Here is a 14,791-nt window from a genome sequence, read left to right as displayed (position 1 = left end):
ATATAAAAATAAAACCTGAATCAACGTTTATTTACTAAACGATTGACTCAAATCTATTGACATTACATATAATTTTTGCAATGTTTACAAAAATATTTTAATGTAAACATACTTTACAATAGCTTTTGCATCGTATCAATTAACTGTTGAAGGTTACAAGGTTTATGGATGCAATGATTAACTCCAGCATCATAGTAATCATCCTGGCTGTTATCTATCAAAGGATCAATCAAAGCGATGATAGGAACAATCTTTAAATAGGAATTAAGACGGATTTGCTGAATAATCTCTAAACTATTATTTCCTAATACGTGGAGATCCATCAAGATCAAATCTGGGCTAGTCAATTGAGCAATATTACTAATTTTTTTCACATCTGCTGCAATTTGTAGACGGTGACCTTTTGCTCTTAAATAACTGGAAATTGTAATAATGTTTGCTGCATTTTCCTCTGCCAGTAAAATTAAGGAGGCCCTTTTCTTTGGAGCTGGCTTTGTGGTAACGCTGAGTTCAGTTTGTTTTTTTATGGCCGATACTTCATCATAAGATGTAACAACTTCGCACGGAATATCCATGGTAAAGCAGCTGCCCATGTCTGACTGACTGGAAACTCCAACTTCTCCACCATGAAGTTCAGCAATGCGTTTTACTAGCGCTAAGCCTAAACCAGTGCCTGGATATCTGCGATTTAACGATCCATCAATTTGGATAAAGGGCTGAAACAGCTGGCTAATATATTCAGGTGCAATACCGATCCCAGTATCAGTCACAGAAAATCGGAGAACTGTTTTTTCCACTAATGTCCTATTCTCTTTTTTTAAAAGAGTTTTTGTCTCACCCTGAAGGCTCACGGCTAAGGTGATTCGTCCTTCTTCTGAGGTGAATTTAACGGCATTACTCAACAGATTAATCAAAGCCTGACGTATACGTCGCTCATCTAACCACACATCAGGTATATGGGGAGGAAATTTAGTCTCAATTTGAATTGCTTTTTTATAGGCCTGTTGTTTAACAAAGTCTAAGCTGGATTTACAGAGAAGAATAACGATGGTTGGCTGCAAATCTAGCTTCATCTGGCCAGATTCAATTTTAGCAACATCTAAAATGTCATTGATGAGTTCTAGTAAATGGGCCCCACTACGTTCGATCAGTTGTAATGGCTTAAGTTGCTTTTGATTAATTGTGCCAAAAGCTTGCTTCTGTAAGCTTTCGGTCATACCCAAAATAGCGTTCAGGGGTGTGCGTAGTTCGTGACTCATATTAGCCAAAAACTCATCCTTAAGGCGAGTGGCACGCATCAGTTCTTCATTAGTGAGTCGCAGTTGTACTTCAGCTCGCTTTTGCTCAGTGATGTCACGAATAATTTTTGAGGCTCCTACAACTTTTCCTGTTTCATCTTTTAATGGGGAAATAGTAGCTGAGACATTAATGGGAGTTCCATTTTTGTGAAGATTAATTGTCTCAAAGTTTTTAATACGCTCTCCGTTAGTAATCCGCTCAAGAATCTGAGGCGCTATATCTAGACGATCAGGAGGAAAGAGAATGGATATGGGTTGACCGATGGCTTCAGTTTCTGTATACCCAAACAAATTTACAGCCGCTGAGTTCCAACTGGTGATAATGTCATCCAAGTTTGTGGTGATGATGGCATCGTCAGTTGATTCAACCACAGCAGCCAATAGACTTGCATTTTGCTGGCTCTGTTTGCGCTCGGTAATGTCCTGTACAAGCGCCAACACGGTGAAATGGCCTTCAAAATCTGATAAAACAGAGGTAGAAATAGAAATCGTCCGTTTTTGACCGTCTTTGCGATAAATCTCAGCTTCTTCAAGGGCTGGAACACTGTCCATACGTAGGTGCTCCATATATTGTTGAACATAGTTTTTTTGATCAACCGCATTAGAAATTAAGCCGGGTATAACCCCCAGATGGTTGACTTCCTCAATCGAATAGCCAGTAATCGCCTGCATTTTTCGATTCCAGATCGTGTGGCGAATAAAGGGAAACTCATCTATCTGTTGACAAACACAAAGACCCTCAGCCATATTTTCTAAAATTTGCTGACGAAACGTATTTTCCTTTTTAATAGTTGCTTCGGCTAATTTGCGATAACTAATATCTCTCACAAACGAAAAACAATATTCTTGACCGTCAAAATTTAGATATCTGGTATTAATCTCAACGGGATAAATATGACCATTCTTAGAGCGATGTTGAGATTCAAAGGTGAGCGATGATTCTTTTTTAAGAGTCTGCCACATCTTCACCCAATTTTCTGGAAAGACGTTTACATTGATGGCAAACACGTTCATCTGGCGAAACTCTTCCTGGGTATACCCTAGTTTGGCGCAGGCTGTTTTATTGGCATAATGAAAACTGCCATCTGAACGGATTAAAAACACGCAATCGGCAGCTAGATCTACGGCTGATTGTGTCATCATTAACGCCTTAGTTCGTTCCTCGATTTTGTCTTCTAACTCTTGATTAAGGTGCTGGAGTTTGTGCTGTGCTTGCTTGATGCTGGTTATGTCACGGGCAATTGCGTAAACAACCCCTGTTGTTACATCTGGGCTTGATCTCCACGACAGCCATTTATAGGAACCATCTTTACAGCGATAGCGGTTTTCAAAGTTGAGACCAATCTTATTGTCATAATTCAGACGATGAAACTCCTCTAGAGTGGCTATTCGATCCTCAGGATGAACAAAATTAATAAAGGGAAAACCGATTAATTCATCTTGTGCATGGCCAAGGGTGGTTTGCCAAGCAGGATTAACTTTTAGAAAACATCCTTCTGAACTAGCAATGCACAATAAATCCTGAGATAGATTAAAGAACCCCTCACGCTCTTGTTCAGCTTTTTTACGTTCGCTAATGTCTTGAATAATAGCGAAACAATGGGTAACTTGATTTTCCTGGAAATGGAGGGGATAAACCGTTATTTCAGCCCAAAAAAACGAGCCATCTTTGCGACGATACCGTTTTTCTAATTCGAAGCTCTCAATCTTTCTTAAAAATAACTGGCGGATTTTTGAGAAAGATTCTTCCGTATCATCAGGATGACTAATTTCATCAACCCCCATGCCCAATAGTTCTGCTTGACTGTAGCCCATCATCTTGCAGAAGTAAGGATTGACAAAGGTTAACCCCATGGTTTGCAAGTTGGTTTCAACATAGCCCACCGTCGATTGAACGAAAGTAGCGTCGACCCGTGCTTCCCTTAAACGCTGAGATTCTTTGCGATCGCTAGACGTAACTCCGTGATCATTCCTGGAGCCATCCGATTTATCCGATACCAGAAACCGTTGGCTTTCTAATTGCATTTTCCGGGTTTCATTGCGCACGATTTCTGGCAAAAGCCCTAAATCATCCTGAAGCAAATAATCATGGGCACCTGCCTTGATGATCTCTACAGCCCTGCGTTCACCAGCAATGGCTGAAATTACAATACAAGGGGTATCAGGCTGGTTTTGTTCGATAATTGCGAGTGCAGCAAAAACATCAAATTCAGACAGAGCATTATCTAAAAAAATAATCACGCCCCAGGAGCGATTGGCTGTTTTTCTGTGTAGTGGCTCAGCCGTTTTCACCCATTCCCAACTAGGATAAAACCCACTGCTACGTAATACCTGCAATATTGGCAGCAGATGCTCTTCTGAATCTGCAATGAATAGAACGCTTAAACGCTCATCCATAATTAGAGCACTCCAAATAATCGACCAAGGTAACCATTAAAAATATCGTGCTCTGACTGTAGTAGCCATTGTCGTTATCACAGTCTCAAGTTGTTAGAGCTAAAACTATAGATCTATTTATGTTCTCCCTGGTATATATAAAGTTATAGCCTAAACAGGCATGCGATATCCCACCCCTCGAACAGTCTCAATTAAGTGACTTCCTAGCTTTTTACGCAGATAGCCCACATACACATCCACCACATTAGAACCTGGTGCATGGTCGTATCCCCACACCCGATCCAGTAGCTGTTCACGACTAATTACCTGTCCTGGATGACTCAAAAAGGTCTCTGCCATGGAAAACTCACGGGCTGATAGTTCAATGAGCTTCTCACCAATGCGCACTAGCCGTGTACGCATGTTGAGTTCCACCCCATGATGACTCAGTATCCAGTCTTTCTCAGGATTGGCAAATGCCGTCGTCCGCAACCGAGCCCGAATACGCGCCAACAGTTCTTCAAATCGGAACGGCTTAGTAACATAATCATCGGCTCCAAGATCAAACCCGGTGAGCTTATCGGTCATCCCATCACGGGCCGTCAAAATGATGATTGGAATCTGACATCCCTGCCCCCGTAGCTCTTGAAGTACTGAAAACCCCTCTCTTCCAGGCAACCCTAAATCGAGAATGATCAGATCAAATTCGCCATTGAGGGTATGACTCAGCGCTTCAGATCCTGTCGCGACATGTTTAGTCATAAATCCATTACTGCGTAGCCCTTGCTCTAAAAAAAATGCGACCCGAGTCTCATCTTCAGCAATTAAAATCTGTCTCATCTGAAATTCTCCTGCATCCTAGCAAAGCTAGCTGCTCTCAATAACGCTTGATTACTATAAGAGTGTGATTGCTATACAAGCTAATCTGAATAAACTAATTTGATCACGAGTAGACTCAAAACCAGATCTTCAAGTAGACAAACAGGTATACCTTAAACAGTCGTCTAATTAAGCTAAACTTTTATACTTAATTAGCCTAAGGTATTTTACTTGGCCATTATCGTTGCGACAACCCAGGTTGAAATGTCTTCACAGATATATCTTGACAGATATAGTTTATTAATAGGTCGCCAATAGAGAGTATCTAAGAAAACTCTCATGGAAATGGCTTTCATGAGGAGAATCTAACCGTTCATTCACTTGCGTTTTAACAAAATCGACCATAATACCCAACATAGTGTTGTGGACTCAGGTCAGCTGCAGGGAATGGAGCTATATTTGCATCTATTCCACCTTATTCAACGAACGTATGTCTTTATACGAAGCGCTTTTTTTGATTCAGCCGTAATTTCACAGGATGACTATGCGCCCTTTAATTGGACTTTTGCTGGAAACCTATCCTACCGTATCAGAGACTTTTATTGTCAATGAGATCTTAGAGCTAGAAAGACAAGGGCTCGACCTACACATTTTCTCTTTAAGACCTCCATTTGAAGGGGATAGTCATCCTGATGCGGTCAATATTAAAGCGCCAATCACCTACGTGCCATCCCTGCTTCCTGAGTTTGATCGAGCTGCTGAAAAAGAGCTAGTCAGTACTCAGCTTGCTTTATTCGAACAAGATAGTGATGTTTATTTAGAAACCTTAAAGCACCATCTAAAGCGCGATCAACACCAACGGCTTAATGAATTTTTACAAGCAGGTTATTTGGCCCAGTTGCTGAAAGATTTAGGCATTATTCATCTCCATGCTCATTTTGCGGACATACCTGCAGCTACCGCAGAGATTGTGAAGGCGTTTTCTGGCATATCCTATAGCCTTTCAGTCCATACAAAAGATATCTATATTAAGGATACGGCTAGCCTTAATCGCCGTATGGCTAAAGCGAACTTTATTTGTACGTGTAGTGAATACAATCGCTGTTATCTAGATCGTATTTCCACCTCCCACACGCCTATTCACGTGGCTTATCATGGCATTGACGTTGGTCGCTTTAATCCTCCACCTAAACGTCAACAGTCAGATATTCCTCTCATTCTGAGTGGTGGTTATTTGTGTGAAGACAATGGATTTCAATATTTATTAGAAACCTTTCATCTTCTTAAACAGGAAGGCACGTCGTTTCAAGGCATAATTTTTGGTGATGGCCCCTTAGAAAATTCAATACGCCAGAAAATTAACCACTTAGGTCTTAATGGACATGTCACTCTAGTTAGCCATATATCTCAGGAGCAGCTGATTGATTATTATCAAAAAGCGACTCTGTTTGTGTTGCCTTATCTGGTAAGCGACAGTGGCAATCGCGATGGGATTCCTCACGTATTGCTAGAAGCTATGGCAATGGAAATACCCGTTGTATCAACCAGTATTTTAGGAATTTCTGAGCTGATGCACTCTTACTACAATGGAGTATTAGTGCCTGAGAAAGACTCCCTATCCTTAGCCAAAGCTTTAGAGACATTAATGGAGCAGCCTGAGTTAAGTAGCACATTAGGCAAAGCAGGCCGCTTAACCGTGTTGGATAAGTTTAGCCTAGCGAGTAATGTAGGCGCTTTAAAAGACAATTTAATAAAAGCTGTACAGCCCCCCATGAGGCTGACAAATCAGGAAAATACGCTAGCGAACTTGCTCAAGTTAACAGCTTCGTAGATGACATGCATACGCCACGTGCATATTTTATGGGCCGATAACAGTGCATCCCTACATAATTGCAGGCATACTATAAATCTTGTGTTTAGGAATCATGATTAATATCCATGGCGGGAATAATCAATGAAAAATCTACTGTTTTATAGTCAGCCTAGCCATGACATTGGGCACTTAATTCGTAGTATGGCAATTGTCCACAGCCTGACTCAAGAATTTAGAGTGTATGTCGTCAACAGTGGAGGGGTGATTCAGGATTTTCCTACACTTGAAGGTATTGAAATTGTTGACTTACCGACAACTCAAACAGAGTTAGCGGATTCTAAACTGTCTATAGCTTCTTTGCCTACAGACAATATTTCAGACCGTCGCCGTAAGCGATTATTGGAACTTTGCGATCGCATCCGTCCTGCTGCTGTCATTGTAGAGCGATTTCCCTTTGAGCATCATCACCTTGCTGCTGAGATCATCCCTTTACTAGACAGATCTAAAGACTACGGAGCTCAAACTATCTGTAGTCTGGGTGACATTGTTATTTCACCCACCAATAAAGCCGATTATGAAACTGAAACCTGCCAGCTGATCAATCAATACTTTGACCAGATCTTAATCCATGGTGACCCTAGCTTCATTTCACTGAATGAAAGTTTTTCTTGCATCAGAGAACTCACCTGCGACATTCACTACACAGGCTATGTAGTACCGGATGTAGATCGAGAATTCTCCCCTGAAGCTAAGACTAAGCCAATGATACTCGTGACCGTTGGAGATGGTCGTCTAGGGCATGGGCTATTGGATTGCGTCGCTCAGGCCAGTCAGTATTTAGAAGATAAAATCCCCCATCATATTCAAATGTTCACAGGGCCATTTGTGCCCATGGACATTTACAGACGTCTGCAAGCAATGGCAATACATTGCTCTAATCTCACCGTACAGCGGTATACCCCTGACTTACTTAGCTATATAGTTCAAGCTGATTTGGCCATCGGCATAGCCGGATACGACATGACCCTAAATGTTCTACAAACCGGCACTCGGGCAATGCTATTACCGTTTGGAGGGAATGTTGAACCGGAACAAACACGAAGATTAGCTCGCCTACAAGAGCGCGACATAATTAAAATTATCGAACCAGAAGAACTTGATCCAATTCTCTTTTCTTTTGAAACTCTTGCCATGCTGAACCGTTATCCCAAGCCAAATGATATCTGCTTACAGGGCGTTAAGATTACAACGACTCTGGTTAAAGCCTTAGTGACTTTAAAAAAGCCATTTAACTTACTCAATCCAACCCTAGAACCTCTTCCATGTAAAGACAGCTATTGATAGGAGCAGAGGCTAATATAGTTTGGGTATGCTTTCTCTCTCATTGAGTTAACAACTTTTGAATTGATAGCGTTAACTGTTTGAGTTTAACCGGTTTACTGAGATAAAGGTTAGCCCCAGCCTCTAAACAACGCTCTCGATCTCCTGTCATAGCAAGGGCTGTCAGCGCAATGATGGGGATTTTAGTCAGAGCAGGTAATTGGCGAATGTGTCGGATGGCTGTTAAACCATCCATGCCAGGCATATGGATGTCTATGAGAATAATATTGGGTAGTTCAGCCTGAGCTAACTCAATGGTTGCTTGACCATTTTTTGCCACTTGAAGGCGATAGCCTTTAGCACGCAGATAACTGGAGAAGGTGAGAATATTGGCCTCGTTGTCTTCTGCCAATAGGATGAGGGGAGCTACGGTGGGTTGTTCGCTTTCAGGAGTTGTTGGATAAGACTCCGGCACAATTTGAGATATGGGATCACTAAGCTCAGAGATGGTATAGGGCAGCTCAATGGAAAAGCAGCTACCTACGTCGACCTCACTGGTGACGGCGACTTGTCCTCCATGGAGTTGAACAATCCGTTTTACCAGAGCTAGCCCCAGTCCAGTGCCTTCATATTGTCGATTGAGATCACTTTCAATCTGGACAAAGGGTTGAAACAACTTTTTCAGATGGTCTGGAGCAATGCCCATGCCTGTATCGGTCACGGCAAAGCGTAGGTATTTTTGGTGGCAGGTCTCGTCCGGTGGCAATGGCTCCACTTCGAGGGTGATGTGTCCCCCTTCCAGGGTAAATTTTACAGCGTTGTTCAACAGATTAATCAAAACCTGGCGAATCCGCCGTTCATCAACCACTATATCTGGTAAGTTTGAGGGAACTTTCTGGTGAAGCTGGATGTTTTTCTTCAGGGACTGTTCTTTGACAAAGGCCAAACTAGACTTACAGAGATATGTCACCGCAACGGGAGAATACTCTAGCTCGATTAACCCTGACTCCACTTTGGCCAAGTTGAGAATGTCGTTGATCAGTTCCAGCAGATGCGATCCACTGCGTTCAATGGTCTGTAACGCTTTTAGTTGTTGCCCATTAATCTGGCCGACAACCTTCTCTTGTAGTACCTCGGTCATCCCCAGAATCGCATTTAGGGGGGTGCGTAGTTCGTGGCTCATATTAGCCAAGAAAGCACTCTTAGCTTCGTTGGCAGCTTCAGCTTGTTCTTTAGCAACTTTCAGCTCATAAGCCCCGGTTTCGGCCTGTTCTTTGGCAATTTTCAACTCATAGGTCCGTTCTGTTACTTCAGCTGTGAGTTGGCGATTGTAACTTTCGATGGCTTGAACTCGCCAGCGATAAATCCCGATGACTGCGCCTAATCCTGACACCACTGCCAAACTACGAAACCAAAGGGTCTGCCACCAGGGGGGGGTAATCGTGATTTGTAGAGCTCTACTAGTTTCATTCCAATAGCCATCACTGTTACTGGCCTTGACCCGGAAGGTATAGTTACCTGGGTTAAGGTTGGTGTAGGTGGCAAAGCGACGACGACTGTCGACCCATGTCCAATCTTGATCAAAGCCCTCCATCTTATAGGCATATTGATTGTGTTCAGGAAACCAGTAGCTCAACGCCGCAAAGGCAATGCTAAATACTGACTGATCGTGACTCAGGGTAACCTTATTGGTAACACTGATGTCCTGGGTTAACGGAGACCCCTCCTGGCCAAGAGGGATTGACTGATTGAACAGTTGAAAGTCGGTGAACACGACCGGCGGTGCAAAACTATTATTGATTAATTGATTGGGGTAAAACGCATTAAAACCAGCAGTGCCACCAAAAAACATTTCGCCCGTTCGACTTTTGTAACCAGCACTCGCAGCAAATTCTTTACCTTGTAAACCATCGTGTGCACCGTAATTTCTAAACGTGAGTGTCTCGGGATTAAATTTGGAGAGTCCTCGATTCGTGCTGATCCATAGATGGCCTTGATTATCTTCCAAGATGTCACGAATGGATGCACTGGGTAGACCATCTTTCTCTCGATAACTGGTAAATGCGCCCTTGGCCGCATCAAACCGACTTAACCCGGCAGATGTGCCAATCCATAATGTACCTTTGGTATCTTCATGGATCTTATATACGGTATTGCTCGGCAAGCTGTTCTGAAGATCGTTTGGATTGTGTTGATAGCGGGTAAACGTTTTAGCCTGAGGGTCAAATCGAGTTAACCCTTTATGCCAGCTGCCGAGCCATAGAATACCGGACGGGGTAATATGAATGACTCGTACATTATTATCACTCAGACTGTTGGCATCATTGGGGTCGTGGCGGTAAGCACGAAACGTTTCGGTACTCGGATCAAAATGATTAAGACCACCCGCTCGGGTCCCCACCCAAATGCTGCCGTCATCGTCGACCTGAATAGATAAAACACTATCGTCTGGATCACTCAAGCTGTTGACATCATTCGGATCGTGCCGATAGGTCGTAAACCGGCCACTGGCCCGATCCAAGCGATTCAATCCGGTGTGACCAACACCGCCCACCCAGAGATCACCCGCCGCATCTTCATCAATGGCTAAAAAATCTGTACCAGCCCCCAGGCTATGGGGGATTGTCGGTTCATGTAAATAATGGGTAAATTGCCCTGTCTGACGGTCAAATTTTTCCAGCCCGATCTGAGTGCCCAACCATAGTGCACCGTCGCTCGTTTCATAAATGACCTGAACAGACGGATGATTTAGTCCATTAGGATTATCTGGGTTGTGTTTGTAGTGGGTGAATTTGGCAGGAGTGGGATTAAAGATATTCACCCCACAACACAAGCTCCCAACCCAAATGACGCCAGAGCGATCTTGATATGTGGTGATCTTATCGCTAGGACTGATGGTGGATGCATCCGATGGATTGTTTACCAAATGAGTCCATTGCCCCCGCTCAAGCTCACGTCTAGCAAAGCCATGTCGACCATTGACCCACATAGTTCCTGTGCGATCGACTAGAATTCCCCTCAGCTCAGGATTAAGGACACCAGGAACCGCATAGGGTTGACGGGTAAATCGTTCTGTTTCTGGATCTAGGATATAAAGTCCAGTTTTGGCCGTAAACCAAATCAGACCAGAGGCATCTTCATAAAAGTTCTGGTTATTGCCCCAGTCAGCGTTCAGGCTTTTCCCGGTCTTCGGATCGACTGGGAAACGGGTAAACTGCCCCGTGATCGGATCCAAACGGTTGAGCCCCGAATGAAACGTGCTCACCCAAAGCTGCCCGATCCGATCCTCATGAATGCCGACAACTTTGTCACCACTGAGACTGGTGGGGTCATTTGGGTCATACTGGTAGCGAGTGACGTTACCTGTCTTTGGATTAAAGCGGTTAAGACCGCCTCCCCAGGTACCAACCCACATAGTCCCAGCCCGATCGTGATAGACACTGACAACATCATCACTACTTAAACTATTGGCATTGTCAGAAGCATAACGGTAATGAGTGAAGGTTTGGCGGGCGTGATCAAAGCGATTAAGACCGCCTCCGAGGGTACCAACCCATAGAAAGCCATCCTGGTCAAGGGTGAGCGTACTCACCAGATTGTGACTCAAACTGCTGGGGTCATCCACGTCATTGTTATAGACCACCGTGGTGCCGCCGTCGTAGCGAGTCAGCCCATCCCAATGGCCAAACCACATAAAGCCATGGTTATCTTGCACAATTGCCCGTACTCGGTTGCCCGCCAGACCGTCCTCTTGGGATAAGTGATTAAACTTGATGTCATCAGGCCTGCGAGCATAGGAAGGTGATACCGCATTCAAAACAAACCCAAGGGTGGTGATTAAAACGGCAATCCTTCTCAACATAACGGGTGGAGCAATAGCATCGACATAACGCTTACCGACACTAACGTTTTCTAGATATTTCTCTAAATAAATCCTCCTAATCATAACTTTACTGCTTTAACTTCAAAACCTCGACTACCTGAAAAATTTAATTTCTAAAGGAAAAATACAAGATTCATGCATAGCTGGAGTTTGGGTTCTAGCTCAAAGAACACCTCATTTATCCGATCGAAGTCATGCACACAAAGCTTTATCAAGAATATTTTCCACGTTACAGCCGTTATCTAGACGTCTTTATCTATCTATTTTTAGCCTCTGTGCGATCGCACCCACCACCTAAGCACAGATCATTGCCGACAGAACTCTCTCCATATTAATTCGATGGGTCCAGACTAATTCAAACTTGACCGGAACCGATTGAATGGTTTTGGATATCTGCTGCCATTCCACTCTTAGCACGTTTAGGTTCCATGGCCATCGACACTACACCCTTGCTTCAAGTAAAATCAAAGTTCTCTTACCCAAATTAGAATAAGCGGTGCATTCGTTGGCTAACGACTCTCACATGAATCCTGCACACTTCTAAACACCATTCTTGGTATACGTGAGGCTGCTAATTAATCTACTCAGCGATGCCGTTAAAATCTTACCAGCAGGGGGTTTTGCCACCTTAAGATTGATCATAAACAACAGTCTGACAAGACATCTAACGAGACCAGCGATGCGGAGACATCTAACTCCCGCAACATCTTATTAAATTTTCTTGTCATTAACCCAGGCATTGGTATTAAATCTGATTATATGCAAAAGCTATTCAAACTCTTTATTCAAACTGATGATGCGCTTAGCCGATAATAAGTTAGAACAGGCCTAAAAATCGCTTTAATAAAACGCATTGCTGAGCTTCAGGGCGGTAAAGGTAAAATTATTAATAATATTTGAACAGGGGGCAGGTTTACCTGAATACTTGAGCAAACCAGTTAATTTAGGGCAACTTGCCATTACTATTGAGAAGCTTTTAAGCGAACAAACAAACGCTCTATGAAACAGCCCGTTATTTTAGTGATTGATGATGAAGTTAGTCATTTTGACATTATCGAGGCCCTCTTCAATCGTCAGGATTATCAGCTTTATTATGCTGCCAGTGGAGAGGATGCCATTGTATCTCTAGATGCATTTAAGCCCGATCTAATTTTGCTCGATGTTCTCATGCCGGGTATTAGTGGTATCGAAGTGTGCCGTCGCATCAAGGCATCACCCCAATGGCAGAATGTTCCTATTATTGTAGTAACAATATTAGATACTAGAACAACAGTAACATCTTGTATCAACGCAGGTGCTGATGACTTTCTTACTAAACCGGTTGACTCGCTCAAGCTGCGCACTTGTGTGAACTCCATGCTTAAAATTAAACAAGGATATGACACAAACGAAACACTATCTCGTATCCAATCAAATACAATTAATCTTTTAGAAAGTACCCTCGATGATTTACGAGCCAGCTTAGCTTCTCAATTATCCCACCATGATCTGTGCGATCGGATTGAGCAATCGGCCCAACGTTTAGAAAATCTAACAGTCAAGTTTCAGGTTTATATGGAGTTAGAGCTTGCTGCTAGTCAACCAAGCTCTTTAGAATTTGAAGAGAAGCACAGCTTGAGTAGGGCTGTTGAACTAACAGCACCCCTTGCACACAGATATAACCGTAGTAATGACCTAGTCTTGATAATTGAGGATGCCGAAATTGCACTATCGGCTCGATATCTATCAATTATTCTCAATGAGTTACTCGATAATGCCCTAAAATTTTCTCCACCAGAAACACCTATTGAAGTTAGAAGTGAAGTGACAGAAGATTTTGTGACTCTATTCATCCGTGACTCAGGGCAAGGGATGACAGAAGAACAAATTGCCACCATTGATGACTCAATCCAGTTTGATCGGAAAGCTTATGGGCAAGAGCATACAGGGCTAGGATTGAAAATTGTCAAAAGAATTGTTGCCCTTGTTGGAGGACAGTTTGTAGTGAGAAGTAGTTATCAGCAGGGAACAATAGTAAGGCTGACCCTACCAATTACAGGGAGTTAGCTCCCTTTGAATGAGTAGTTTATCCTAATGAGCTATCAGATCTTGAGGTCCAATGCTGCTATGTATCTTACGGGCTCATCTTTACAAAAAATGTCCTAAAGTATAACTGCATACATCATTCAATATTTAAACCGTGTACTGTCTGAAAAGTCAGGCTTTTAGATTACCTCAAGAGAAATTGATTTATCTCGGCTTAAGTGTTTTAGGCCTTGTGGCGCAAGTGACATTAGACAAATTGCTTGAAAAGCTCAGGTTTATCATCAGTGCCAGTAACAGGTAGTACTCTTGGTGAAAGTCCTGAAAAGCTGCATTTACAAAGAGCCCACCATCACTTGAGAGTACTCTTGTGGCAAGTATTCTGATTATTGAAGATGAACCGCATGCTGTTTCTTTTCTATCGAAAGGATTGCAGCAACTGGGGCATCGAACGTTAGCCGTGAATAATGAAGAGAGAGCCATACCGTTAGCTCTCTCTGACATGTTTGATCTGGTTTTGTTGGATTTGGTTCTGCCAGAGTTAGATAGTGTATCAATTCTTGGTGCAATACGTGCCCAGAACTTACAGGTCCCTGTGATAGTTGTGACAGCCTTATCTAGTGAAGAGGAACGGCTACGGGCTTTATTTTTAGGGGCTAATGAGTACCTTGCTAAACCCTTTAGCTTTGAGCGTCTAATGGCATATATTCACACATACGTGTAAGTAGCTACGCAGTATGAAGAGATATCTGGGATTTACGCTCAACATCAGTACGAGCTGTGAAGATCTCACTAGCATTCATTGATAACTTGCCACGCTTTCAACAATTTCACTACTTGATCATCCAAAACATCCTTTAGCTCACTGCCACGGATACCATACTTTTCGTGCCTTGCCCAGTAACCATCAGTAGATTGGGCAGCTAATTCAATAGCAAAGGAGTTTAATTCTCCATCAATATTTGCTTCTCCTGCTTGAAATGCATCGTAATTATAGAGATTTACCAATAAACAGCCAGCTTTCTTTTGCCAAAGACGGTCACAGTAATTAAGCACGGCTGAACTGGGTGGAAGCTCCTTCCAGCCCTTCTGTTCCAGCCACTCAGCTAGGTCCGAAAGGGTTGATGTTTTTGCTATCCGCGCTTGCATTTGGCTCCTTTATGATTTCTTAAATGTCTTCGGAGTAGCGACACTTGATTTGTTCATCATAAAGTCAGAAAAAGAAAAAGATTTCTGACATAGGTGAAAAACAGCCAAGTG

At 42.9% G+C, this 14,791-nt stretch carries 9 protein-coding genes; 5 read left to right on the top strand and 4 right to left on the bottom strand.

Annotated elements, in window-relative coordinates:
* Positions 1–113: 113 nt before the first annotated feature.
* Positions 114–3,695, bottom strand: a complete 3,582-nt coding sequence (locus tag QGP82_RS09480) for a PAS domain S-box protein (protein WP_499058606.1) — start codon at positions 3,693–3,695, stop codon at positions 114–116.
* A 150-nt stretch (positions 3,696–3,845) separates the two neighbouring features.
* Positions 3,846–4,514 (bottom strand): response regulator transcription factor, encoded by a 669-nt coding sequence (locus tag QGP82_RS09475; protein WP_006513955.1) that lies wholly within the window; start codon positions 4,512–4,514, stop codon positions 3,846–3,848.
* Between the two features lie 523 nt (positions 4,515–5,037).
* On the opposite strand from QGP82_RS09475, the gene QGP82_RS09470 reads away from it, so the two are divergent.
* Both QGP82_RS09470 and QGP82_RS09465 read left to right on the top strand, forming a co-directional pair.
* Positions 5,038–6,324, top strand: a complete 1,287-nt coding sequence (locus QGP82_RS09470; RefSeq protein WP_163699416.1) for a glycosyltransferase — start codon at positions 5,038–5,040, stop codon at positions 6,322–6,324.
* A gap of 123 nt (positions 6,325–6,447) precedes the next feature.
* Positions 6,448–7,647 (top strand): glycosyltransferase family protein, encoded by a 1,200-nt coding sequence (locus tag QGP82_RS09465; protein WP_499058604.1) that lies wholly within the window; start codon positions 6,448–6,450, stop codon positions 7,645–7,647.
* A 40-nt stretch (positions 7,648–7,687) separates the two neighbouring features.
* Here the strand turns inward: QGP82_RS09465 and QGP82_RS09460 are convergent, their stop codons facing one another.
* Positions 7,688–11,572, bottom strand: a complete 3,885-nt coding sequence (locus tag QGP82_RS09460) for a hybrid sensor histidine kinase/response regulator (protein WP_499058601.1) — start codon at positions 11,570–11,572, stop codon at positions 7,688–7,690.
* 131 nt (positions 11,573–11,703) lie between these two features.
* Here QGP82_RS09460 and QGP82_RS09455 point away from each other — a divergent pair, with 131 nt between their 5' ends.
* From QGP82_RS09455 to QGP82_RS09445, 3 genes are all read left to right on the top strand, one after another.
* Complete coding sequence (locus tag QGP82_RS09455) at positions 11,704–11,844, top strand: hypothetical protein (RefSeq protein ID WP_499058600.1); 141 nt, start codon at positions 11,704–11,706, stop codon at positions 11,842–11,844.
* A gap of 664 nt (positions 11,845–12,508) precedes the next feature.
* The gene (locus QGP82_RS09450) at positions 12,509–13,555 is read left to right on the top strand and encodes a hybrid sensor histidine kinase/response regulator (protein ID WP_499058598.1); all 1,047 of its coding nucleotides are present in this window, start codon (positions 12,509–12,511) and stop codon (positions 13,553–13,555) included.
* Positions 13,556–13,901: 346 nt separating this feature from the next.
* On the top strand, positions 13,902–14,255 hold the full coding sequence (locus QGP82_RS09445; protein WP_163699411.1) for a response regulator: 354 nt from the start codon (positions 13,902–13,904) through the stop codon (positions 14,253–14,255).
* Positions 14,256–14,323: 68 nt separating this feature from the next.
* Here QGP82_RS09445 and QGP82_RS09440 read toward each other — a convergent pair whose 3' ends face one another.
* Positions 14,324–14,680 (bottom strand): hypothetical protein, encoded by a 357-nt coding sequence (locus QGP82_RS09440; protein ID WP_163664000.1) that lies wholly within the window; start codon positions 14,678–14,680, stop codon positions 14,324–14,326.
* Positions 14,681–14,791 lie beyond the last annotated feature (111 nt).

The organism is Leptothoe sp. LEGE 181152, assembly GCF_032906605.1.
In the GTDB taxonomy this organism is placed as follows: Bacteria; Cyanobacteriota; Cyanobacteriia; order Phormidesmidales; family Phormidesmidaceae; genus Leptothoe; species Leptothoe turfae.
Note: the sequence above shows the minus strand (reverse complement) of the source record. Positions and strands in the feature narration are given on the sequence as shown.